The sequence below is a fragment of the Agrobacterium sp. 22-210-1 genome (assembly GCF_053522525.1).
In genome coordinates this window covers 278,054-303,034 of sequence record NZ_JBNWCI010000004.1, presented here as the reverse complement: position 1 = coordinate 303,034, position 24,981 = coordinate 278,054, and the positions used below count along the sequence as shown (strand labels likewise).

The window sequence follows — 24,981 nt, the reverse complement described above, 5'->3', positions numbered from 1 at the left end:
GCGTAGCTCCGTTGTCTGGCACGCAATCGATTTACGCGCGGAGGAATCCCCGAAACATGAGGCTTCCCTTAACGGCATCGAATTGTTAGTTATCTGTGGCGGTCGGAGGTAGCAGTCGCCGCAGATAAATATGGGACGCCTACCGAGCCGAAGAGCTCATTGTAACGTTGGAGAGAGTTTCATGAAAAAGGCAATCATATTTGCGCTGGTCGGCCTGTCGCTTGCAAGCTGCACGCAGACCGAAAAGGGTGCTTCGATCGGTGCCGTTTCCGGTGCGGTCCTTGGCGGCGCTATCACGGGCAATGTTCGTGGCGCGGCAGTGGGTGCGGCCATCGGCGGCGTGGGCGGTGCCTTGATCGGCAATGCTTCCGAGCCGGGCTATTGCTATTATCGCGACCAGTACGGTCAGCGTTACACGGCGCGTTGCCGTTAATCGCACCGCGAAATACCGTTGCACAGAAGCCCCGGTCACCCGGGGCTTTTTGCGTTAAGGCGGGCAAAACGCAAGCCAAAGGGTCCTCAACGCCGTTTATTTATGATTAAATTGCAATGTTAACGGACAGGAAACGGGTTGGAGCCAAAATAAATGCTCAACCATAAAGCAGCTTATGCGAAGAACACGAACTAACCCGAAGACAGGTATTGCGTATCGGAAAGCTGGCACCGCACTTGCGGTTGCTTTCACGTTCGCCCTGTATCCGGCGTTTACCCGTGACGCCTTTGCCTTCAAACTGTTCGGCATGCGCCTTTGGGGTTCGGAAGAACCTGAGGTCGAGGTTATCAATCCCGTCAAATACGCCATCACGCTTGACGCTCCCGATGCCGATAAGTCCCTTAAAGGCAGCCTCGAAAACAGCTCACTTCTTCTCGCCGACAAGGACAAGCCCGCCTCCGGCGATCTCGGCCTTCTGATAAAGGCAAGAGACGACAGGGACAGACTGATTGCAGCACTTTACGAAAACGCCCGTTACGGCGGCATCGTCAAGGTCACCGTCGCCGGCAAGGATGTAGATGCCCTGCCGCCCAATCCCGTCTTTGATCACAGCGCGCCCGTACCGGTGGTCATAACGGTGACGCCGGGTCCGAAATTCACGCTAGGCAGCGTCCGGCTCGAAGGCGACGTGACGGGCCGCGACCTTGAGGAATACGGTCTGACCACCGGCGGCGAGGCCGGGTCTCTGGCAATCATCCGCGCCGGCAACAAGCTGATCGACGATCTGAAGGCCGAAGGCCGTCCGCTTGCAAAGCTGACGAAACGCGAGGCGGTGGCAAACCACGCGACAAATACGGTTGACATTACCATGGCAGCGGAAGGCGGGCCGGTTGCCCCACTGGGCACGGTTACCGTAACAGGCGAAAAAACCGTCGATGGCGATTTCATCCGCCGTTATTCCCGCCTCAATGGCGGCGAACCCTATTCGCCGGAAAAGCTGCGCAAGGCCGCGGACCGGCTGCGCCAGCTGGGCGTCTTTTCCAGCCTGACGATCAAGGAAGCCGGCACGCTGGCGCGCGACGGCACCATTCCGCTCACCATCGAAGTGTCTGAAGGCAAGCACCGTTATTTCGGTGTCGGCGCCCAATATTCCACCACGGAAGGCATCGGCCTTCAGGGTTATTGGGGCCACAGAAACCTGTTCGGGCAGGCGGAATCGCTGCGTATCGAAGGCTCGGTCTCGCGCATCGCCGAGGCATCAAGCGTCGAAGGCATGGATTATTCGGCGGGCATCACCTTCACCAAGCCCGGCATGTTCAATCCGCGCACCACGTTCAAGACCAGCCTGATTGCCAAGACCGAACATCCCGATACATACGACGCCAAGACCGTGACGGGCACGGCCGGTTTCGCCTACGAGCTGAACGATACCGATACAGCCGCAGCCGGCCTTGAGGTGCAATGGGCCGATACGGAAGATGCATTCGGCAAGAACGAATATCTCACCACCTCCATTCCGCTGGAATTCGTTCGCGACACACGCGACGACAAGCTCAATCCGACCGAAGGCTTTCGCGCATCGCTGGCCGCCAAGCCGAGCTATGAAGCGCTGAACGGCACCTTCTTTTCCTCTTTCGAAGGCTCTATTTCGGGCTACAAGGGGCTTGGTGCCGAGGACCGGCTGATCATGGCCGGAAAGCTTTCCGGCGGTGTGCTGGTCGGCGGCAGCGATCTGCAGGACATACCCACCACCAGGCGCTTTTATGCCGGCGGCGGCGGATCGGTACGCGGCTACAGCTATCAGGAAATATCGCCCTATAATGCCGCCGGCGACGCGACGGGCGGCCGCTCCTATGTGGTCGGCTCCGTTGAGGCCCGCATCAAGGTCACGGATACGATCGGCATCGTGCCCTTCATCGATGCGGGTGTGGTTTCGGATGAAGTGACACCCGATTTTTCCGATATCCGGGCGGGCGCCGGCATCGGCCTGCGTTACGCGACGCCCTTCGGGCCTCTGCGTCTCGACGTCGCCATGCCGCTTGATAAATATGATGGTGGTAACAGTTTCGGCATTTATGCTGGCATCGGCCAGTCTTTTTAAACGCCGCCATCGAACACCCTTAAAACAGAGTGTAGATTACCTTTGATGAAAACGTTGATTCGATTGCTGAAATGGCTGGGCTACGTTGCCTTGTGCGGCGTGGTGCTGGTGCTGCTTGCGGTTCTGTTCGTCGGGTTTACGCCGATGGGCGCCAGAATTGCCGCAAAGCAGATTTCAACACTTGTATCGACGCCCGATCAGACGATCGAGATTTCTCCCCCGAGCGGCCTTTTGACAGGCCGCCTCCGGCTCGACAACGTCACCCTTTCGGACCGGCAGGGACCCTATGCCCGCGTGAACCAGATCGCCGTCGACTGGTCGCCGCTCTCGCTTCTTGCCGGAACCTTTCATGCCGACCGGGTCTCGGCCGGATCGATCGATGTCGAGCGTAAACCGCTAGCCTCCGAGCAGACGACCACCAAAAGCTCCGGTAGTTCTTCGCTGCCGATTGAAGTCGGCATCGATAATTTCAGCTTTCCAGATATCAGCCTTGGGCAATCACTTCTCGGCAGCCCTTTCGAGTTGACGGCCGAAGGCAATCTCAAGGCCGCCCGTGATGATATCAGGCTGTCACTTACGGCCCATCGGATGAATGCGGTGGATGCCGCCGTGAATGCCGACATCGCCTTTTTGCCAAATGAAAATGTGCTGAAGCTGAAAGCGGAAATGAAGGAGCCCGAAGGCGGGCTTCTCGCCACGCTGCTTTCGCTGCCAGGTACGCCCGCCGTGGCGATCGACGTGAATGGCGAAGGACCGCTTTCCAACTGGACCGGTACGCTGCGCGGCAATGTCGCCGGTAACCCCGTCGTCAATGTTAGCGGCCGCCATATTCTTGGCGATGACGGCACGCGCCGTGTCGAGATCGCGGGCGGCGGTCAGCCGGATCTGCTCCTCCCCCCCGCCTTCCGCCAGCTTTTTGCCGGCGAGACGAAGCTTGATGCAAACGCCACGCTCTCACAGCAGGGCCGCATCGAAATCGGCAGCAGCACGCTGGAGACCGGCACATTGTTGCTGACTGCTTCCGGCACCATCGATCCGAACGGCCAAAACGATCTTGCCGCCAACCTCATCGGCACCGCCGGTCCCGTCGATTTTCGCTGGCCTCTCAACAATGGCGAAGTTCAGGCCCTCATCAACGGCCTCGACCTTTCGCTGAAAGGCGACGCGGATGCCGCACATTTGAAGACCACGGCATCATTGCGCAGCCTTGCCCTGCCCCAGGGCCGGCTTGACGATGTCAAACTGACGGCCGAAAGCACCGATCTCAACATTGCCAGCCGTAGCGGCACCATCGCCACCGTCCTGTCGGTTGCGCAATCATCCTTCGTCAGCCCTGATATCGACCGGCTGGTGCGTGCGCCGCTCACCATCAAGGCGCCACTCAGCCTCACCTCTTCCGCCATCGGCTTTGACGGTGCGACGCTCGAAAGCGCCAGCGTCGGCGGAACCCTGAACGGCAGTTTCGATCTCGCCAATAATCGCCTGACCTCCAACGTGCAGCTCTTCGCCCTGCCGGCCACCCTGCCGCCGGCGCTGGCGGAAAAATTCGACACCACAATCGCCCTGCAGGGCGATATCGACCTGACCATTGGCGGGCGCACCAGCGTTGAGAACCTCACCGTCAAATCCGGAACGATCGAGGCGGCAGGCAATGTCAGCCTGGAAAACGATGCGTTAAACGCCAGCCTGACCGGCAAATTCCCAGCTCTCGAAAAGCTGACACCGCAGGCAAAGGGTGTCGCCGAGTTTGCAATCGATGCCAGCGGCGCAATTTCCGCACCGGATTTCAACGTCACCCTCAGTTCTGAAAGCGCGGTTCTCGCCGGACGAACCCTCGAAGCACTGAAAATCAACGCCACAGGCAAGGCTGATCCCACGGCACCGCAGGCGAAACTCACCGCCAGCGGCAGCCTCGACCGGCAGAAAATCGACGCCAACGCCAACGTGGTGCAAACGGAAAACGGCACGGCGATACCTGAACTGCACGTGGCCGTGGGCCGCAACCTGCTGAACGGGCAGCTGCAATTCTCGCAGCAATTCCTGCCGACGGGTAATCTTTCGTTCAATTTTCCCGATCTTGCCCTGCTGGCCGCACTTGCTGCGCAGCAGGCGGATGGGGATATTGCCGGCGATATCGCCCTGAGCAACGCCAATGGCCGGATTGCCGCAACGATAAAGGCGAATGGCGGCAGCATCCGTCAGGGCACGACGACAATCTCCAAGCTCGCCGCCGATATCGCCATCGATGACCTGCAGGCGCTGGCCATTAACGGCAAGGTCAGTGCCGACAGCGTCAACGCCGGCGCCGCGTCGATTTCCGGCCTGAATGCCACAATCGGCCATTCCGGCACGACAACGCAATTCGACGTCAACGGCCGTTACGACAATGCACCGCTGGTGGTGAAGGGCAGCGCCGATACCGGCGGAACACCGATGACGGTAAGGCTCGACACTTTTTCCGCCGCCCCGAAGGGCATAGCCGTGCGGCTTGAAAAACCAAGCACCATTGCCATCCAGAATGGCACGGCACGCATCTCCGATCTGACCATCATCACCGGCGATGGCCGCATTGAGGTCAACGGCACCGCCGGATCGGCGCTCGACATCAATGCCGATATCCGTTCGCTTCCCGCCAGTCTCGCCAACGCCTTCGCTACCGGGCTGGATGCCGCGGGCAACATATCCGGCACCGTCAGCGCCAAGGGCGCGGCATCCGATCCCTCGGTCGATTATAATCTGAACTGGTCGAATGCCGAGGTCTCGCAGACCCGCGCCGCAGGGCTTGCGGCGCTTGGCATCAAGGCGAACGGCCGTTTTGCCGGCGGCACACTGCAGATCGATACGAATGTAACCGGCCAAGGCGGTATGGCGCTCTCTGGCGGCGGGTCTCTCGGCATCGCCGGCAATCGCCCGCTCTCGATGGCTTTTACCGGCAGATTGCCCTTTTCCGCCGTTGCGGCGCAGACTGCCGCCCAGGGTCTCGATGTGGATGGCACGGCTGCCATCGACGTGAAAATTTCCGGCAGCGCCACAGCACCTGTTGTTACCGGCAGCATCACCACCGATGGCACACGCCTGACCGACGTACGACGGAACCTGACCGTTAACGGACTGGGTGCAACCATCACCTTCGATCGCGACCGCGCTGTCATTTCCCGATTGACGGGTAAACTGGCAGGCGGCGGAACGATCTCAGGAACAGGCAGCGTCGGTATTGCCGGCGGATCGGGTTTCCCAGCCGATATTTCAATCACGCTGGATCGCGCCGGCTATAATGACGGAACATTGGTGACCACGGTGGTGAGCGGCACGTTGACGTTGAAAGGTCCGCTGCTGAACTCGCCAGTTCTGGGCGGCAACCTGACGCTGGACAGAAGCGCCATCACCATTCCGGAGAAACTCCCGGCCTCGCTGACGGAAATCGACGTCAAGCACAAGAACGCCCCGCCAAAGGTACGTGCGCAGGCAAAAGCGCTCGGTGGCGATCAGGGCGGCAGCGGCAGCTCTTCCACCATCAATCTCGATCTGCAGGTGAATGCACCGAGTGGCATCTTCGTGCGTGGACGCGGCATCGACGCAGAACTGACCGGCAATCTGACGATCCGCGGCACAGCGGCGGTTCCGGTCATTTCCGGCGGTTTTGAAATGCGTCGCGGCCGGCTGGAAATCCTCACCCGTCGTCTTGATTTCACCACCGGCAACATCAGCTTCGGTGGCGGCCTTATCCCGGTTCTCGATATGAAGGCGGATTCGACGGTCGGTTCAACCACCGTCACGGTTGCGGTTTCCGGCAATGCCAACGACCCGACATTCGCCTTCTCCTCGGCCCCTGCCCTGCCACAGGATGAGGTCATGGCACAGCTGATCTTTGGCCAGTCCATGTCGAAACTCTCCGCTCTGCAGATCGCCCGGCTGGCAGATGCCGCCGCCCAACTGGCCGGCGGTCGCTCAACCTCGCTGTTCGACAAGCTCAGAAGCAATCTCGGCGTCGATGATCTGGATATTTCCACCGATTCAGAGGGCCAGGCCCGCGTTTCCGCCGGCAAATATCTCAATGAGAGAACCTATCTCGAGTTGCAGCAGAGCGGTGAATCCGGTGCCAAAGCCATCATCAACCTCGATGTCGGGCGCGGTGTGAAACTGCGCGGTGAGGCGGGCGGCGATGGCGAAGGCGCAGCCGGTATATTTTACGAGAAAGAATACTAAGCACTCCAGTAAAAATGCGTAGCGGTTTTACGTCCGGACAATGCGTAAAACAAAAAGAGAGTGTTTTCGCGATTCGAAGAAAACGAAAACACTCCAGAGCCGTTCGCATTTAGGTTTGCGAAACCATCTCATGTTACGAATCTTCCATTGAAGACGGAAATTGTATTTCCGGCTGTTCAGGCACCAGGCAGAACGCCAAATCCGCATATGCAAGTGTCGGTGCACTTGCGCCGGCCTCCACAGCGAGCATTGGGAAGAATTCTGATGGCAATGATAAACTCTACCAATTTTGGCGGTGAGACGCTGGAAATCATCGCGTTCCGCCTGCACGATCAGGAATTCTGCGTGAAGACGACGACTATCCGCGAAATTCGCGGCTGGGCGCCTTCCACGCCTATTCCCCACGCACCGAAAGACGTTATCGGCGTCATGAACCTGCGCGGCTCGGTCATTCCGATCATCGATCTGGCCCACAAGCTCGGCATGAAGAGCACCGTCGCCAATGAGAGAAGCGCCATCGTGGTGGCCGAAGTACACAACATGGTCATCGGCATGCTGGTTGACCGCGTGTCCGACATTCTGACGATCCCGGCAAACCAGGTTCAGCCGGTTCCGGAAATCTCGGCCTCTTTTGACAAGTCCTATTCCGAAGGCATCATCGCCAACGAACATGGCATGATCTGCTTCCTGAACCTCGCAAAGATGTTCAAGGGCACTGAAGCGGAAGATCTCGCGGCTTAAGCCCGCCTATTGGCGGGCTTTCCCTCAGCGGTTTGCATTCTGACGCAGACAAAAGAGACGAGCCCGTTTCGCTCCCAATATCGACAATCAGGCCAGACCGCCGGAGCATCGCCCGGCGGTTTTGTTTTTTCTATTCCTGCATTTTGTAAATAAGAACATTTTAATATTATAGATATCTAATATTAAAAGCTGAAAATCAGTACCGCACCGACACGCCATCTCGCGGGTCCGATACCTGACCTAGGCCGAAAAGACGCAAGTGCCTGCATTGCCGCTTTCGGCGGCAAACCTGTTCGTTGTTCAACATGATACGGCGCGAACCGCATCCTCTTATGCGGCTGGCCGCGCTGTGGCCGATATTCGGGGGACGTCCAATGCTGGGGTTAGGGAAAAGCGCAGATAACCGAAACATGCTCGATGCGATCTCCAGATCGCAAGCGGTCATAGAATTCGATCTTAAAGGTAATATTCTCACGGCAAACCGCAATTTCTGTGCCGCGCTGGGTTACGATCTCGCCGAAATCACCGGCAAGCACCACCGAATCTTCTGCGACGGCGATTTCGCCGCATCGCGTGCCTATCAGGAGTTCTGGCAATCTCTCGCCCGTGGCGAGTTTCAGGCCAAGGAATATCGGCGTATTCGCAAGGATGGCGCGGTTATCTGGATCGAGGCTTCCTACAACCCGGTTTTTCGTTCGGGTAAGCCCTACAAGGTGATCAAGATCGCCACCGATATCACCGCCAAGAAGATCAAGGCCGCGGAAGACGCCGGCAAACTGGAGGCACTTTCCCGCTCGCAGGCCACCATCGAGTTTTTCCCCGACGGCACGATCATCACCGCCAATCCAAATTTCTGCACCACCGTAAATTACGACCTCAAGGAAATCGAGGGCAGGCACCATCGCATCTTCTGTGATGCGGCCTATGCCGCCTCGCCCGCCTATGCCAGTTTCTGGCAGCGCCTTGCAGCGGGAGAATTCATCTCGGATGAATTTGTTCGCTATGGCAAGAACGGCAAGGAAATATGGATCCAGGCCGCCTATAATCCTGTGCTGGATGACGCTGGCAAAGTGGTGAAAGTGGTGAAATTCGCCACCGACGTGACGCCGCGCATGAGCGCCATCAGCGTGCTTGCCGATGCCCTGCGGGCGCTGGCGGCTGGCGACCTCGTGCAGCGCCTGGACAATAGTTTCGTGCCCAGCATGGAGAAATTGCGCCAGGACTTCAACGAAGTTGTCGGCAAGCTTCAGGTCACCATGCAGACGATCGCCCACAATGCCTCCACCATCGCATCGGGCTCGGGCGAAATCCGCATTGCTGCCGATCAACTCTCGCAGCGCACCGAACAACAGGCCGCCTCGCTGGAAGAGACGGCAGCCGCGCTTGAGGAAATCACCACAACAGTAAGCGATGCCAGCCAACGCGCCGGCGAAGCCGGCAAGCTGGTGCTGCGAACGAAAGACCATGCCGAACATTCGGGCGAAATCGTTCAGCAGGCGATTTCCGCAATGGACGCCATTTCGCGTTCGTCAGGCGAAATCACCAACATTATCGGTGTCATCGACGATATTGCCTTCCAGACCAATCTTCTCGCGCTGAATGCGGGCGTTGAAGCCGCCCGGGCCGGGGAGGCGGGCAAGGGTTTCGCCGTCGTGGCGCAGGAGGTCCGCGAACTCGCACAGCGATCCGCCGTTGCGGCAAAGGAAATCAAATCCCTCATCAACACCTCCCGCGAACAGGTCGCCAATGGTGTGGATCTGGTGGGAAGAACCGGTGGCGCCCTCAAGGATATTCAATTGCAGATGGGCGAAATCGACGTCAATGTTTCGGCCATCGTCGAGGCATCGCGCGAACAGGCCAACGGGCTGAAGGAAATCAATCAGGCCGTCAACGTCATGGATCAGGCAACCCAGAAAAACGCCGCCATGGTGGAGGAAACCACCGCCGCCAGCCACGGCCTCGCCAGTGAGGCAGAAAATCTGCACGAATTGCTGCGGCAATTCAGAATATCGCATGAGGCATCGGCATCACTTGCCCGCCCGGCCGACAAAAAGCCAGCCATCGTCACCCGGCTACCGACATCGCAACCGCGATATGCCGCCGCGCCAAGATCTCACGGAAACGCAGCAGCCGAATGGGCGGAGTTCTAGGCCGCCTCTGAAGCCAAGGGCCGCCGGGAAACGGCGGACTCAATGTTATAGAATGATACGATCCGCCCGGGTGAAGATTTCAAAATCTTCACCCCGCACCAGCGCCACAAGTGTGACACCCGAACTCTCGGCTGTTTCGATGGCAAGCGCAGTGGGCGCGGAGATCGCCGCCAGAATGGGGCTGCCAAGAATGGCCGTCTTCTGGACCATTTCCACCGACAGGCGGCTGGTGACCACCACAATTCCCGCATCAGGCGATAGGTCCGCATTGATAACCGCACCTGCGAGCTTATCGAGCGCATTATGGCGGCCGACATCTTCGCGGACAGCAAGCAGCCCTTTTTGATGATTGTAGAAACCCGCGCCGTGAACTGCCCGCGTTTCGCGATTGAGGCTTTGCGCTTCATTCAGCGCTTTCATCGCGGCGATGATGTCATCACCCTCAACGGCGACTTCCACGCTGCTCAACTCCGGCACCACCCGGACCGCCTGTTCTATGGACTCGATGCCACAAAGACCGCAGCCGACAGGGCCTGCCATATGCCGCCGTCTTGCCCTTAGCGCATCCGCATTGGCATCCAGCAAATCCAACTGAACATCGAAGCCCGCCCCGGCCTCGATCACCTCAATAGACCGGATTTCCGCCCTTGTGGATATGATGCCTTCCGTAAGACTGAACCCGACCGCGAAATCGACGAGATCGGCGGGGCTGGCCATCATCACGGCATGGGTGCTGCCACCATAAGAAAAGGCAACCGGCACCTCCTCGGGCACCGCCCGCTCACCCTCGGTTATGGCCCCTTCGCGCAAAGCGGTTCTTGCGACCCTTCGGTAACTTGCCTTTGCCGACACGCCGATCACTCCTCCATGACGAAAATCTGCCTCGTCTCGCTCACGATCCCAAAACAGCATTTCTTCCCGGTATTACATCTAGCCGAAAGTCCTGAAAATCGGAATCGGTTTCCCCGGTTTACCCGTTGAAACAGAACCGTTGAAGGCGCTCCTCGCCTGACCCATTTTCCGCACGTGAATCGCTAATGCAATCCCGCCAACGCCGGTCAGAAGCTTAGACCAGGCCAACTGGCCCGCTCCTATGCGAAAGCAGCCATGTTTCGCCTGACATGGGGAGGCAACAGCCCAAAACAAAAAAAGCGACCGAAGCGGCCGCTTTCTGTTTTAGTTTTTTGTGGGCAGTCATTCTTTCGAACCCGCCCGGTGCTTTCAAGCAGCGACGAGAACCTCATGCAGGTTCGTCAGTTCGTAAAGGTGCTTTTCAAGCTTGGTCAGATGCTCGTGGTGATGATTACCCTCCTGGATTTCGGCCTTGGCCGCATCGATACGCTTCTGCAGCGTGTCGGGGGACATATCATCGGCCGAAACGGCGGATTCTGCCAGAAGCGTGCAACCCGTCGGGAGAATATCGGCAAAACCGCCGAAAACGACGTATTTATGCGTCTCACCGGAGGCGAACTTCACCGTCACCAGACCCGGCTTGATCGTCGTCATCGTCGGAGCATGATTGGCCAGAACCGTCATCTCACCCAGCGTTGCCGGGATGACGACTTCCGTAACCGTTTCGGAAACGAGCAGACGTTCCGGGGAAACGAGATCGAATTTGAAACTGTCAGCCATGGCTATTCACTTCTTTTCAATTACGCGGGCGTCACGGACTTGTCTTTTACAACGCCGGCCTCACCATTTCGGTTTCGCCGTCATTGCCGGCAAGGCGCGCGGTTGAACCACGCGCCCGCCAATTCATAATCAGGCAGCTTCGCCAGCCAGCTTCTTTGCCTTTTCGATGGCTTCTTCCATCGAACCGACCATGTAGAAAGCAGCTTCCGGCAGGTTGTCGTATTCGCCATTGACCAGACCCTTGAAGCCCTTGATCGTGTCTTCGAGCGCGACGAGCTTGCCCGGAGAACCGGTGAAGACTTCAGCAACGAAGAACGGCTGCGACAGGAAGCGCTCGATCTTGCGGGCGCGAGCAACCGTCAGCTTGTCTTCTTCCGACAGTTCGTCCATGCCGAGAATGGCGATGATGTCCTGGAGAGACTTGTAGCGCTGCAGAGTCGACTGAACCTTACGGGCAACTTCGTAATGCTCTTCGCCAACGATCATCGGGTCGAGCATGCGCGAGGTGGAGTCGAGCGGGTCAACAGCCGGGTAAATACCCTTTTCGGCGATCGAACGCGACAGAACCGTCGTTGCGTCAAGATGCGCGAACGAGGTGGCCGGCGCCGGGTCGGTCAAGTCGTCGGCGGGAACGTAAATTGCCTGAACCGAGGTGATGGAACCCTTGGTCGTGGTGGTGATGCGTTCCTGCATCTGGCCCATGTCGGTTGCCAGCGTCGGCTGGTAGCCCACGGCCGAAGGAATACGGCCGAGCAGAGCCGACACTTCCGAACCAGCCTGCGTGAAGCGGAAGATGTTGTCCACGAAGAACAGAACGTCCTGGCCTTCATCACGGAAGTTTTCAGCGATCGTCAGACCGGTCAGAGCGACGCGGGCGCGCGCACCCGGCGGTTCGTTCATCTGGCCATAGACGAGCGCAGCCTTGGATCCTTCGCCGCCGCCGAGCTTGTTGACGTTGGATTCGATCATTTCGTGGTAAAGGTCGTTGCCTTCGCGGGTACGTTCACCCACACCGGCGAATACCGAGTAACCACCATGCGCCTTGGCGACGTTGTTGATCAGTTCCATGATGAGAACCGTCTTGCCAACGCCGGCGCCGCCGAACAGGCCGATCTTGCCGCCCTTGGCGTAAGGAGCCAGAAGGTCGACGACCTTGATGCCGGTGACGAGGATCTGCGCTTCGGTCGACTGCTCGACGTAAGACGGTGCATCCTGGTGGATGGCGCGCTTCTTGGCCGTAACGATCGGGCCTGCTTCGTCAACCGGCTCGCCGATGACGTTCATGATGCGGCCGAGCGTTTCGGGACCAACCGGAACTTCGATCGGCGCGCCGGTGTTGGCGACGGCCTGACCACGAACCAGACCTTCGGTCGAGTCCATGGCGATCGTGCGGACGACGTTTTCGCCGAGATGCTGCGCGACTTCCAGAACGAGGCGGTTGCCGTTGTTCTCGGTTTCGAGCGCGTTCAGGATCGGAGGCAGTTCGCCTTCGAACGCCACGTCGACAACAGCGCCGATAACCTGGGTAACCTTGCCCGCGCCGTTCACCGCTGCGGTTTTCTTGGGGGTAGCTGCCTTAGCCATTATCCTTACCCTCTTTCCTTACCTCAGAGCGCTTCCGCGCCCGAAATGATTTCAATGAGTTCCTTGGTGATCTGAGCCTGACGCTGACGGTTGTAGGAAAGCGTCAGCTTGTTGATCATCTCACCGGCATTGCGCGTTGCATTATCCATCGCGCTCATCTTGGCGCCCATTTCACCGGCAACGTTTTCGAGCAGAGCTCGGAAAACCTGAACCGAAATGTTGCGCGGAATAAGGTCTTCCAGAATAGAAGCCGCATCCGGCTCATATTCGTAGACGGCGTTCTGCGTCGCGGCATCCTCTTCCACAACAGGCGTTGCGGCCGGAATGAGCTGCAGGCCGGTCGGGATCTGGCTGATGACGGACTTGAATTCCGAATAGATCAGCGTGCAGACATCAAACTCACCGGCGTTGAAGAGCGAGATCACCTTCTTGGCGATCTGGTCGGCATTTTCAAAACCGACCTTCTTCACTTCGCGCAGTTCGATGCGCTCGATGATGTTCGCTGCAAATTCGCGGCGAAGGCTGTCATAACCCTTCTTGCCGACCGTGATGATCTTGACCGTCTTGCCTTCCGAAATCAGCTTGCGGGCCTGATCGCGGGCAAAACGGGAAATTTGCGAGTTGAAACCGCCGCAAAGACCACGTTCGGCCGTGCAGACGACGAGCAGATGCACGTCGTCCTTGCCGGTGCCGGTCATCAGTGCCGGAGCAACGTCCGCCTCGACCGCATTGGCGATGTTGGCGAGAACGGCGCTCATGCGCTGAGAGTAAGGCCGGGCGGCCTCCGCAGCTTCCTGGGCGCGCCGAAGCTTCGCCGCGGCGACCATTTTCATCGCCTTGGTAATCTTCTGCGTCGCCTTCACGGAGGCAATGCGGTTTTTCAGATCCTTTAGTGAAGGCATCCGTTATCCGTCCGAGTAAAAGAGCCCTGATTACGAGAAAGACTTGGCGAAGTTATCAAGAGCGCCCTTGAGCTTGCCCTTGGTATCGTCGCTGATAGCCTTTTCCGTGCGGATGGTGTCGAGGATCGCCTTGCCTTCCGAACGGAGGTAGGAGAGGAAACCCTGCTCGAACTTGCCGACCTGTGCGACCGGAATCTTGTCGAGGTAGCCGTTGACACCGGCGAAGATCACCGCAACCTGTTCTTCCGTCTTGAGCGGCGAGAACTGCGGCTGCTTCAGAAGCTCTGTCAGGCGGGCGCCGCGGTTGAGCAGGCGCTGCGTGGAAGCATCGAGATCCGAACCGAACTGCGCAAAGGCAGCCATTTCGCGATACTGGGCAAGCTCACCCTTGATCGAACCGGCAACCTGCTTCATCGCCTTGATCTGAGCGGCGGAGCCAACGCGCGAAACCGACAGACCGACGTTAACAGCCGGGCGGATACCCTGATAGAACAGGTCGGTTTCAAGGAAGATCTGGCCGTCGGTGATCGAGATCACGTTGGTCGGAATGAAGGCAGAAACGTCGTTACCCTGGGTTTCGATAACGGGCAGAGCCGTCAGCGAACCAGCGCCCATTTCGTCGGAGAGCTTTGCAGCGCGCTCGAGAAGACGGGAGTGGAGGTAGAAAACGTCGCCCGGATAAGCTTCGCGGCCCGGAGGACGGCGCAGCAGAAGCGACATCTGACGATAGGCAACAGCCTGCTTGGAAAGGTCGTCGTAGCCGATGAGAGCGTGCTTGCCGTTGTCACGGAAATATTCGCCCATGGCGCAACCGGCAAACGGTGCGAGGTACTGCATCGGAGCCGGATCGGAAGCCGTTGCAGCAACGATGATCGAATACTGCAGCGCGCCGCGCTCTTCCAGAACCTTCACGAACTGGGCAACGGTCGAACGCTTCTGACCGATAGCGACGTAGACGCAATAAAGCTTGTCGCCGTCAGGACCATTGTCGTGAATGGCCTTCTGATTCAGGATCGTGTCGAGAATGATGGCGGTCTTGCCGGTCTGGCGGTCGCCGATGACGAGCTCGCGCTGGCCGCGGCCAACCGGGATGAGGGCGTCGATGGCCTTGAGGCCGGTCGACATCGGCTCATGAACCGACTTGCGCGGAATGATGCCGGGAGCCTTGACGTCAACGCGCGAACGCTTGGCGGCATTGATCGGGCCCTTGCCGTCGATCGGGTTGCCGAGCGCGTCAACGACGCGGCCGAGCAGTTCCGGGCCGACGGGAACGTCAACGATAGCGCCAGTCCGCTTTACGGTGTCGCCTTCCTTGATGTCACGGTCCGAACCGAAGATAACCACACCGACATTGTCGGCTTCAAGGTTGAGCGCCATGCCGCGGATGCCGCCGGGGAACTCGACCATTTCGCCGGCCTGAACATTGTCGAGGCCATAAACGCGGGCGATACCGTCACCGACGGAAAGCACCTGCCCGACTTCCGAGACTTCCGCCTCGTTGCCGAAATTTTTGATTTGATCTTTCAGAATTGCGGAAATTTCCGCGGCGCGGATATCCATCAGCCAACCTCTTTCAGTGCAAGCTTAAGGGTGGAAAGTTTGGTGCGAAGAGACGTATCGATCTGGCGGGAACCGACCTTGACGATCAGGCCGCCGAGGATCGACGGATCGACGGTAACGGAAATCGTCACATCCTTGCCGGTAACGCTCTTCAGCGCCGCTTTCAGTTCAGTTTCCTGCGCCTCGTCGAGCGCATGTGCCGAGGTGACCTCGGCGGTGATTTCGCCGCGGTGGGCGGCGGCAATGGTGCGGTAGGCGCGGATCATGCCGGGAACGGCAAAGAGACGGCGGTTATTGGCAACGACCTTGAGGAAATTAACAGCAAGACCGGCAATGCCGGCCTTCTCGCAGATCGCGGTGATTGCCTTGAACTGATCCTCGGCGGAAAACACCGGGCTCGCAACCAGACGCTTCAAATCGTCGCTTTCGTCGAGAAGTGCGCCGAACTTGTCCAGATCGGCTCCAACCGCTTCAACCGCACCCGCTTCCAAAGCAAGCTCGAAAAGCGACGACGCATACCTTTCCGCTACACCGGATGTTCCCTGGGAGGTGTCTGCCACGGGCACTTTTTCCCTGCTAATCATCCAAGATTGTCAGCGATGGGGCTCCACCGCATCAAATTCTTGAAATCGTTTCAATTTCCCCGAAAAAGACCGGAATTCCCCCGCCTTTTCCCAATTTCGCGGTCCGTCTAGCATAGGACGCCGGGACTCGCAACACGCGTAATAGCGGAAAGCGCCGTTTGGGCAAGGGGGAATGCGTTTAAATTTTCCGTTTTCGCCCAGGATGCGGGTTTGGTGCGGCACAAAAGCCCAAAAGCCTGCCTCAGACGAGCCCGAAGACGTAGCTCAACGACAGTGCGGACAGCAGAAAGTGTACAACCAGGAGTATGAAATTCCGCATGGTTGCGCCTCCATCCGAGAGAATGGAGAGAATGCCGCCGAACACGCTGAGACCGAAAGCCGCGCCGAAAGCGAGATAGACCATGGGCTGCGCCAGAAGCAGGGCGGCGGCGCCAAGACCAAGATAGAACCCGGCAAGCGATGAACGCACGAGCGCGTAGCCGTCCCTACGCTCACCAGCCGGCTGCAGACCGAAAGCGCGCAGCGTAATACCGGGCGCGAACATAAAAAAAAGGCCGATCACGGCCGACACCGCCGCCGCACCGAAGGCCAGCTGCTCGCCGAATTCGGCAGGAAAATAAAACTCCATCTCGTTCCCCAAATCATTCTTTTCGCCTGCTGCGTTATGACACGGTCATGACAGCGGGAAAACGCCTTGATTGGCAAAGTTCAAAGGAAACTTTGCGGATCGATGTCGAGCTGCACATGCACGCTGCCCCGTTCCTTGGGTCCGTTGGCCAGCAGCGTCCGGAGAAAAGACTGCATGTCGGAATTGCGTCGCCCATGCACCAGGAGACGGAAACGATGACGGCCGCGGATCAGGGCAAGCGGCGCTTCCGCCGGGCCGAGCAGCATGATGCCCGTAACCTGCGGGGCGGCGGCCCTTAAACCTCGCGCATGGGTTTCCGCTTCCGCGCGCGTATCGGCGGAAACGATGATCGAGGCAAGGCGACCGAAGGGCGGCAGAACGGCCTTTTCCCGCTCGACGATCTCTCTTTCGTAAAAGGCCGAGGCATCCCCCGAAACGATTGCCTGCATGACCGGATGCTGCGGCTGGTAGGTTTGCAGGAGACCATGGCTCTTCAAGCCTGTGCGCCCGGCGCGGCCCGTCACCTGCGAGAGCAGCTGGAACGTTCGCTCCGCCGCACGCGGATCGCCATTGGCAAGGCCGAGATCGGCATCAACGATGCCGACAAGCGTCATCAGGGGAAAATTATGCCCCTTGGCGACGAGCTGCGTGCCGATGACGATATCCGCCTCACCCTTGACGATCGCCTCCAGCTCCAGCCGCAGGCGCTTGACACCCATGAGATCGGAGGAGAGCACGATGGTGCGGGCTTCGGGGAAATGTTTCTCCACCTCCTCGGCAATGCGCTCCACACCCGGCCCGCACGCCACCAGGTGATCGAAGGTGCCGCATTCCGGGCAATGATCGGGCGTCGGCTCACTGTGGCCGCACTGGTGGCACTGCAATTGATTGCGGAACCGGTGCTCCACCAGCCAGCTGGAACATTGCGGGCACTGGAAACGGTGGCCGCAAACCCGGCAGAGCGTCAGCGGCGCATAACCGCGGCGATTGAGGAAAAGCAGCGCCTGCTCACCCTTCTCGATGGTCTTGCCGATGCCGCGCAGCAGGACGGGTGAGAGAAACCCTCCCCTCTCCGGCGGATGACGGCGCATATCGACAAGATGCAGATCGGGCATCGCCGCATCGCCGAACCGCGTGTGCAGGTGGATTGTGTTGTAACGCCCCGAACTGCCATTGACCTGGCTTTCCACCGATGGCGTGGCCGACACCAGCACGACAGGAAATTCTGCTATTCGCGCCCGGACAACGGCCATGTCACGGGCATTATAAAAGACACGGTCTTCCTGCTTGTAGGCCGGGTCGTGCTCTTCATCGACAATGATGAGACCGAGATTGTCGAAGGGCAGGAAAAGCGCCGAGCGTGCGCCAGCCACCACCTTCACTTCGCCCGTCACCGCCTGCCGCCAGACCTTTTCACGCATGCGCGGCGACAGGTCCGAATGCCATTCCGCCGGTTTCGCGCCGAAACGATCCTGAAAACGCTCCAGAAACGCGGCCGTCAGGGCAATTTCGGGCAGCAGGATCAGCACCTGCCTGCCTTGCCGGAGCGTCTCGGCTACCGCCTCGAAATAGACCTCCGTCTTGCCGGAGCCGGTCACGCCGTCGATCAGCGAGACATGAAAACCGCCTTTGCGCACGTCCTCGAGGATTTCCGATGCCGCCTGTTTCTGCGGGCCTTCCAGTCGCGGCTCGGCATAGTCAGGATCAGGCTCGGCCACAACAGGCGGCGCCGGCAGAAAAACCGTCTCGAATACGCCCTGCTTGACGAGGCCATCGACAACGCTGGTGGAAACGCCGGCGGCATGGGCAAGCCCGCTCTTCGTCCAGCCATGCCCTTCCGCCGCCAGTTCCATCACCCGTTCGCGGGCGGGGGTAAGGCGCTCCGGCCGGCCTTCGGTCAGCCGGAGGCCCTCGATCATCGGTTCTGGATCGAAGGCGGCGGGCGCTCGAAGCGCCATGCGCGCCACGAGACCGGGCGGCGAAAGCGTATAGGCGGCGACCCAGTCAACGAAGCGGCGCATCTCCGCCTTCAGCGGCGGGCACTCGAAACTCTTGGTGATGGGCCGCAATTTCTTCGGATCGACGCCCTTCTCTCCGGCATCGTCCCACACCACGCCAAAGACCTGCCGCGGGCCGAGCGGCACCTGCACGACAGAGCCCGTCTCTACCACCATATCTTCCGGCACGGCATAACTATAAGGCCCGGGCGCCGGCATGGGCACGAGAACGGGCACCGTGCGCGTGGGCGACGGCGGGTCGAACAGAGCCCCAAACAGATCGGACGAATCTTTTGCCATGATGTGGCGACCATGCCCCGGCGAAATGAAAAAGGAAACCGCTCGCATGTAGTGGGCGGGCTTTGCAAAGTCCATCTCTTAACCAAATGCTGACCATAAGAGCATAGCGTCAAGACACGGAATGGAGCGCTGCGTGACTGAAATCCTGACATTTGCCGAACCGGATCTGTTGAACGAACGCCAGTCCTGGCTTACCGCCCTTGCCGGCGAACGCCGTCTTTCGGACAATACCGTCGAGGCCTATGAGCGCGACACCCGCCAGTTCCTGACGTTCCTTACAGGTTACATCGGCAAGCCCGCCGCCATTGCCGATATAGCCGATCTGCGCCCGGTCGATCTTCGCGCCTTTCTGGCCAACCGGCGCAAGGAAGGTGTTGGTGCGCGTTCACTCGGCCGGCATCTGGCGGGACTGCGCTCCCTTCTTCACCACCTGCAAAAAAAGGGCCTCGTCAATGCGGCCGGCGCCACCGCCATGCGCGCGCCAAAACAGCCGAAATCCCTGCCGAAACCACTAACCGACCGGCAGGCGTTGAAAATCACCACGGCCGAGGCGCAGTTGAACGAGGAACCATGGATCGCCGCCCGCAATGCAGCGGTCCTCTCGCTGCTTTATGGCTGCGGCCTTCGTATTTCCGAAGCGCTCGGTCTGACGCCGGCCGATATCCCGCCCGGTGCCCGCAGCCTGCGCATCACCGGCAAGGGCAACAAGACCCGTATCGTGCCGCTGCTGGCGGTTGTGACGGAAGCGGTCGACGCCTACAAGAAGCTTTGCCCCTATGCTCTGGCGGCGAATGAACCGATGTTCCTTGGCGCACGCGGCGGAAAACTCCAGCCTGCCATCATCCAGCGGGAAATGCAGAAGCTGAGAGGCGCTTTCGGCCTGCCGGAAAACGCCACGCCGCATGCGCTGCGCCATTCCTTCGCCACACACCTTTTGGCCGGCGGCGGCGATCTGCGCACCATTCAGGAACTGCTGGGCCATGCCAGCCTGTCCACTACCCAGGTCTATACCGGCGTCGATACCGCAAGATTGCTGGAAATCTACGACAACGCCCACCCGCGTGCATGAAGCAGGAAATGGTTAACCACAATCATTAACCAGACATCCAAACCGCCGTTCTATAAGCAAACAAGAACCGGATTGGACCCATGCACAGCCTGATAAAGCCACAAAACTTCACCGCCACCCTGATGGGCAAAACCGGCGACGCCCTGCTTTGGCTGCTGGCGGCCCTGCATGTCACGGCCATCGCCATCCTGCTCATGACGTTGCTTTCACTGGGTGAAGCGGAAGCCGCGGAGCAACAGATCACTTGCACCGGCAGCGATATTCTCGTGGACATGCGCAAGACCGATCCGCAGGCCTTCGCGAAGATCGAACAGGAAGCGGCCGCGATCCCCAATGGCAAGGGCAATTTCTGGCGCATCGAAAAGGCCGGAACGGAACCGTCCTATCTTCTCGGTACGATGCATGTCACCGACCCACGCGTCCTAGGAATGCCTGCCGCCGCGACACCTGCCTTCGAAAAATCCGCGACCGTCATCGTGGAATCGGACGAAATCGTCGACGACAAGAAGGTCGCGACCTCGCTGCTGAGCAAACCCGAACTCACCATGTTTCTGGATGGCAAGTCGATCACCGACATTTTGTCACCCGAAAATGTCACGCGCCTGGAAAAGGGTCTCAAGGAGCGTGGCATTCCGCTGAATGCCGTTTCGCGCATGAAGCCGTGGATGCTGTCAAGCTTCGTCGCCCTTCCGGCCTGCGAGTTCGCCCGCAAGGCAACCGGCCTCTCCTTTCTCGACAAAAAACTGGCCGAAGATGCGCTCGCGGACGGAAAACGTCTCGTCGGTCTGGAAACGATGGTCGAGCAGTTGACGGCCATGTCAGAACTGCCGATGGAATTTCATCTGCAGGCTTTGATCGAAACATTGGAACTCGGCGATCGCATGGACGACATCATGACCACCATGACCGATCTCTATGTCGCTGGTGATATCGGCATGACCATGCCCATGCTGAAAAGCCTCGACACCAAAAAACCGGCAGAGGGCGATCAGGGTTATGCCGCCTTCGAGCAACGCATCATCACCGATCGCAATCACGTCATGGCGGATCGGGCGACCCCCGAGCTTGCCAAAGGCAATGTCTTCATGGCCGTCGGCGCGTTGCACCTGCCGGGTGAAGAAGGCGTGATCCAATTGCTGCGCGCAAAGGGCTTTACGCTCACGCGGGTCGACTGACCGTCTCCTCCCTAATCTTGACGGGCCGAACGTTGGTGCAAAACGGGCGCATCGTCGCTGGCACGATGCGCCGATGAAACGGTCCGACCACGAAAATGTAAAGCCGCCCGAAGGCGTTCTTGCGCCTGACGATGGTGGTGACATTCACCAACCGGCAGTTAGGGCTCCCTTCGAGATCGACAACGATCCGGAAATCGAGATGGTGGTCATCGAAGCCGAGAATTGTCCGCTGCGGCGTGGATGACAGAACCGGAAAACCGCCCGCCGAAGTGCCCGCCGCCAGTTCGACCGTTTTCAAGCCGAAAAGCGAGACGACGCCGTTTCGAAGCGCCATCAGGCTGGTGATCCATGCCGGGGGATGATCGAGAAGAAGCCTGCTCACATCCAGCGATGATGATTCCGGCGTCACCATCTCGCCCTCAAAACAATCCCGCCAGTCAGCGCCCGGCAATATGTCTTCGCTATCCGGCATCCCTGAACCCCCAACCGCGCGATGCGGCGAGGCTCATCATCTTCCTTTTCAGCCGGACAGAAAACGCGACAAACCGCCGCTTGGCATTTCCGGCAAAAGTACGACGTGTGTCCTAGATCATGATGATTTTAGGTCGGATCGACCTAAAATCATCATGATCTAAATCATAAAGTTAGAGCGGAATTTCAGGCGAAAACCGCTTACACTTTTCGCCATCCCGCTCTAGCCGTGCGTCATCCGTTTCAGGACATTGGTGCGCCAATAGAACTGGTGAACCAGGACAGCTGCAACATGGCCGACGATCAACACCCACATCAGCGCTTTGAAGGGGCCGGAATGTAACTGCCCCGCCGGCTGGGCACCAAAGTAATAGGCAGCGATACCGGACAGGGGCAGCACAAAGAACAGGGCATAAAAGGTGAAATGTACCACTTTGGCGGCGATCTGGAATGGTCGAGGCTCCTCGGCGGGATGCGGCGGCACACCCTGAAAGAAGCGTAGACAGAGGCGTAGAACCGCAAGCAGCAGCACGGCAAAACCGACATAAGCGTGAATATTGGCCGAAGAAATCTGCTCCGGCGTCAATGTTTCACCCCGCCGCATCAGCCGATAGGCATGGGCCATGGCATCGGGAAACAGCAGGTTGAAGAAGATCAGAAGCGCCATCGCCCAATGGATGACACGTTGCGGAACGGAGAAGGAAACTTGACTGGAATACGCCATTTTATTGCCTTTTATCAAAAGGTTAGACAGGCTATGGCGCAGTATGAAAAACCCCGGCCTGCATGGCAAGCCGGGGTTCAGCAGATGACTGAAATTTAATATTTGAGCGTCAGGCTCAAACGCCGATCACATGTGGATCGGCTTGAAGAACGTCGCAAGTGCTGCTTCCTTCACGGCTTCCGACATGGTCGGATGCGCGTGGCAGGTGCGGCCGAGATCTTCCGAAGAACCGCCGAACTCCATCAGCACAGTAATCTCGTGGATCATTTCGCCAGCGCCGAAGCCGACGATGTGGCCGCCGAGAACCCGGTCGGTTTCCTTGTCGGCAAGGATCTTCACGAAACCATCCGTCACCTGCATGGCGCGGGCGCGGCCATTGGCGGTGAAGGGAAACTTGCCGACCTTGTAGGCAACGCCAGCAGCCTTCAGTTCTTCCTCGGTCTTGCCGACGGAAGCGATTTCCGGCTGCGTATAGACGACGGCCGGAATGACGTCGTAGTTCACGTGTCCACGCTGGCCAGCGAGGATTTCCGCAAGCGCAACACCCTCGTCTTCCGCCTTGTGCGCCAGCATCGGGCCTTTCACCACGTCACCGATCGCATAGATACCGTCGACATTAGTCTTGTAGTGGCCGTCGATTTCGACGCGGCCACGGCTGTCCAGCACCACGCCTGCTTCCGCAAGGCCAAGACCTTCGGTGTAGGGCTTGCGACCGGTGGAAATCAGCACGACATTCGCTTCCAGCGTTTCGGCAGCGCCGCCCTTGACCGGCTCGAACACGACCTTTGCACCGGCAGCGGTCTTTTCAACGGCCGTCACCTTGGCGCCGAGCTTGAAATCGAGGCCCTGCTTGGCCAGCAGACGCTGCGCCTGCTTGGAAACTTCGCCATCCATGCCACCGAGAATATTGTCAAGATATTCGACAACGGTGACCTTCGCGCCGAGACGCGACCAGACCGAACCGAGCTCGAGGCCGATAACGCCGCCGCCAACAACGATGAGCTTTTCCGGAACCTTGGAGAGAGCGATCGCGCCAGTGGAGGAGACGATGACGCTTTCATCGATATCGACCTGAACGCCCGGAATGCCCGCAACATCCGAACCGGTGGCGATGACGATGTTCTTGGCTTCGATTTCCTGAACTTCACCCTTGTCGTTGGTGACGGAAACTTTGCCGGCGGAAACGACCTTGCCAGTGCCCTGGAAGGCATCGATCTTGTTCTTCTTGAACAGGAAGGCGACGCCATCGACATTGGCCTTCACCACGCCGTCCTTGTGGCCCATCATCTTCTCGAGGTTCAGTTTCGGCGCGGCGACTTCGATACCGAGCGAATCGACGCCATGGGCAACATGCGCAAATGTTTCGGACGCGTGCAGCAGCGCCTTGGAGGGAATGCAGCCGACATTCAGGCAGGTGCCGCCATAGGTCGCACGCTTCTCGATGACAGCGACCTTCAGGCCCAGCTGTGCCGCCTTGACCGCGCAAACATAACCGCCGGGGCCCGTGCCGATTACAACTACATCATATGCCATGTTCGTTTTCCTGATTGATGTCGGGCAAGATACCGGATCATTGCCCTGCTTGCGTTTGACCTGAAACTCAGGCCGCTTTTTCCGTTGCGAGTTTTATACCGAGTGCAATGAAGACCACGCCGCTGGTGCGGTCTATCCATTGGCTGGCGCGCTGAAATGCAGCGCGCATGCGCGGCGTCGTCATGAACAGGCTGACGCCGACGAACCACAGGATAAGGCAGCTCGCCATGACGAGACCGTATCCGAATTTGATGGCGACCGGCGTATGGGCATGAACCACCGTCGAAAAGATCGACAGGAAGAAAAACACCGGCTTGGGATTGAGCGCATTGGCGGCGAAACCGAGCGTGAAGGCCTTGAGTGCCGTCTGGCTGCTTTTGACCTGAACACCACCCTCGCCTTCAGCCGACGGTAATTCCGTCTTACCGGCGCGCAGCGCCTTGATGCCGATATAGATAAGATAGGCGACACCAAGCCACTTGACGATGTTGAAGAGATAGATCGACTGGGAAATGATGAGACCAAGCCCGAGGATCGTATAGGTAACGTGGAACATCAGCGATGTGCCGACACCGAAGCTGGTGATGATGGCCTGCCTGCGCCCATGCACCATGGCCTGGCGCATGACCATTGCCAGATCGGCGCCGGGGGACACGATCGCGAAAGCGAAGATCGCCATCAGGGATGCAAGTTCGATCAAATACTGATGCATCTGAAACAAGCCTCTAGAACATCAACACGAAAAGCATCAGCGCGAGGCCGAGCATGGAGCCGAGCCAGACCAGTGAGCGGATATAAGGCACGCCGGCCAGATAAAGCGGTATGTAAATCACCCGGCAGATCAGCCATATCCACGCGCCGGTCAGTGCCAGTCCGGATGGATCGCCGGCCATGATGACGCCGAAGGCGAGTGCTATGAAAGCGGGATAGGTCTCCCGGAAATTTTCAGACGCGCGGGCTGCACGGCCGGTAAGCCTGCCTTCCGGTTTCTTCTCCGCATCCCGCGGGCCGGCATTCCAGTCCAGCCCCAGTTCCCGCGTCGCCGTCATGGCTTGCAGCATTACATGCACCACAAGCAACAGGACGCTGAGACCGATCAACGGTAAAAAGGGGGAAGCGGCAAGAAATGTCGGCTGCACTTTCGCTCTCCTGATGCGATTTCAGCGGGACCTCAGTTGAAATCCCGCTGAA

General features: G+C 58.9%; 20 protein-coding genes. 7 read left to right on the top strand and 13 right to left on the bottom strand.

All coding sequences use genetic code 11. From position 1 onward, the window contains the following. The first annotated feature begins 181 nt into the window (after positions 1-181). The 5 genes from ACQZ5F_RS23580 to ACQZ5F_RS23560 all read left to right on the top strand — a co-directional run bounded on the left by ACQZ5F_RS23580 (position 182) and on the right by ACQZ5F_RS23560 (position 9,631). Positions 182-433, top strand: a complete 252-nt coding sequence (locus tag ACQZ5F_RS23580; RefSeq protein ID WP_003492347.1) for a YMGG-like glycine zipper-containing protein — start codon at positions 182-184, stop codon at positions 431-433. A gap of 175 nt (positions 434-608) precedes the next feature. Then, the gene (locus ACQZ5F_RS23575; protein WP_225338271.1) at positions 609-2,534 is read left to right on the top strand and encodes an autotransporter assembly complex protein TamA; all 1,926 of its coding nucleotides are present in this window, start codon (positions 609-611) and stop codon (positions 2,532-2,534) included. 45 nt (positions 2,535-2,579) lie between these two features. Next, a complete protein-coding gene (locus ACQZ5F_RS23570; protein WP_448731103.1) occupies positions 2,580-6,740 on the top strand; it encodes a translocation/assembly module TamB domain-containing protein in 4,161 nt (1,386 codons plus the stop codon). A gap of 264 nt (positions 6,741-7,004) precedes the next feature. Further along, positions 7,005-7,481 carry a chemotaxis protein CheW gene (locus ACQZ5F_RS23565; protein WP_003504949.1) on the top strand — a complete coding sequence of 159 codons (477 nt, stop codon included), beginning with the start codon at positions 7,005-7,007 and terminating at the stop codon, positions 7,479-7,481. A 374-nt stretch (positions 7,482-7,855) separates the two neighbouring features. Further along, complete coding sequence (locus tag ACQZ5F_RS23560) at positions 7,856-9,631, top strand: methyl-accepting chemotaxis protein (RefSeq protein ID WP_432704561.1); 1,776 nt, start codon at positions 7,856-7,858, stop codon at positions 9,629-9,631. Positions 9,632-9,676: 45 nt separating this feature from the next. Here the strand turns inward: ACQZ5F_RS23560 and fdhD are convergent, their stop codons facing one another. The 8 genes from fdhD to ACQZ5F_RS23520 all read right to left on the bottom strand — a co-directional run bounded on the left by fdhD (position 9,677) and on the right by ACQZ5F_RS23520 (position 18,818). Then, complete coding sequence (gene fdhD / locus ACQZ5F_RS23555; protein ID WP_225338308.1) at positions 9,677-10,492, bottom strand: formate dehydrogenase accessory sulfurtransferase FdhD; 816 nt, start codon at positions 10,490-10,492, stop codon at positions 9,677-9,679. Positions 10,493-10,852: 360 nt separating this feature from the next. Then, entirely contained in the window at positions 10,853-11,263 is a 411-nt protein-coding gene (locus tag ACQZ5F_RS23550; protein WP_006310765.1) for a F0F1 ATP synthase subunit epsilon, read from the bottom strand. 129 nt (positions 11,264-11,392) lie between these two features. Next, positions 11,393-12,847: a F0F1 ATP synthase subunit beta gene (atpD, locus tag ACQZ5F_RS23545; protein ID WP_046799526.1), complete on the bottom strand. Its 1,455-nt coding sequence runs from the start codon at positions 12,845-12,847 to the stop codon at positions 11,393-11,395. Between the two features lie 23 nt (positions 12,848-12,870). After that, the gene (locus tag ACQZ5F_RS23540; RefSeq protein ID WP_046799527.1) at positions 12,871-13,749 is read right to left on the bottom strand and encodes a F0F1 ATP synthase subunit gamma; all 879 of its coding nucleotides are present in this window, start codon (positions 13,747-13,749) and stop codon (positions 12,871-12,873) included. A 30-nt stretch (positions 13,750-13,779) separates the two neighbouring features. Further along, positions 13,780-15,309 (bottom strand): F0F1 ATP synthase subunit alpha, encoded by a 1,530-nt coding sequence (gene atpA, locus ACQZ5F_RS23535; RefSeq protein WP_046799528.1) that lies wholly within the window; start codon positions 15,307-15,309, stop codon positions 13,780-13,782. Then, complete coding sequence (locus ACQZ5F_RS23530; protein WP_170979849.1) at positions 15,309-15,875, bottom strand: F0F1 ATP synthase subunit delta; 567 nt, start codon at positions 15,873-15,875, stop codon at positions 15,309-15,311. The genes atpA and ACQZ5F_RS23530 overlap by 1 nt, the downstream gene beginning before the upstream one ends. Positions 15,876-16,134: 259 nt before the next feature. Then, positions 16,135-16,521, bottom strand: coding sequence for an AGROH133_08824 family phage infection protein (locus ACQZ5F_RS23525; RefSeq protein WP_046799530.1), 387 nt, complete (start codon positions 16,519-16,521; stop codon positions 16,135-16,137). Positions 16,522-16,601: 80 nt separating this feature from the next. Further along, on the bottom strand, positions 16,602-18,818 hold the full coding sequence (locus ACQZ5F_RS23520) for a primosomal protein N' (protein WP_052818842.1): 2,217 nt from the start codon (positions 18,816-18,818) through the stop codon (positions 16,602-16,604). 121 nt (positions 18,819-18,939) lie between these two features. Between ACQZ5F_RS23520 and ACQZ5F_RS23515 the strand changes: the two genes are divergently transcribed. Together ACQZ5F_RS23515 and ACQZ5F_RS23510 are read left to right on the top strand one after the other, a co-directional pair. Continuing rightward, entirely contained in the window at positions 18,940-19,887 is a 948-nt protein-coding gene (locus tag ACQZ5F_RS23515) for a tyrosine recombinase XerC (protein ID WP_137085365.1), read from the top strand. Positions 19,888-19,967: 80 nt separating this feature from the next. Then, positions 19,968-21,062: a TraB/GumN family protein gene (locus tag ACQZ5F_RS23510; RefSeq protein WP_225338268.1), complete on the top strand. Its 1,095-nt coding sequence runs from the start codon at positions 19,968-19,970 to the stop codon at positions 21,060-21,062. Here ACQZ5F_RS23510 and ACQZ5F_RS23505 read toward each other — a convergent pair. The 5 genes from ACQZ5F_RS23505 to ACQZ5F_RS23485 all read right to left on the bottom strand — a co-directional run bounded on the left by ACQZ5F_RS23505 (position 21,046) and on the right by ACQZ5F_RS23485 (position 24,929). Then, positions 21,046-21,534, bottom strand: coding sequence for a DUF2867 domain-containing protein (locus tag ACQZ5F_RS23505; protein WP_225338267.1), 489 nt, complete (start codon positions 21,532-21,534; stop codon positions 21,046-21,048). The two genes, ACQZ5F_RS23510 and ACQZ5F_RS23505, sit on opposite strands and share 17 nt — an antisense overlap. Before the next feature lie 222 nt (positions 21,535-21,756). Beyond that, a complete protein-coding gene (locus ACQZ5F_RS23500; RefSeq protein WP_225338266.1) occupies positions 21,757-22,257 on the bottom strand; it encodes a cytochrome b in 501 nt (166 codons plus the stop codon). Between the two features lie 126 nt (positions 22,258-22,383). After that, entirely contained in the window at positions 22,384-23,790 is a 1,407-nt protein-coding gene (gene lpdA, locus ACQZ5F_RS23495; protein ID WP_225338265.1) for a dihydrolipoyl dehydrogenase, read from the bottom strand. Positions 23,791-23,857: 67 nt separating this feature from the next. Continuing rightward, a complete protein-coding gene (locus ACQZ5F_RS23490) occupies positions 23,858-24,502 on the bottom strand; it encodes a LysE family translocator (RefSeq protein ID WP_046799534.1) in 645 nt (214 codons plus the stop codon). Positions 24,503-24,515: 13 nt separating this feature from the next. Next, positions 24,516-24,929, bottom strand: a complete 414-nt coding sequence (locus ACQZ5F_RS23485) for an MAPEG family protein (RefSeq protein WP_052818757.1) — start codon at positions 24,927-24,929, stop codon at positions 24,516-24,518. Between the last annotated feature and the right edge of the window lie 52 nt (positions 24,930-24,981).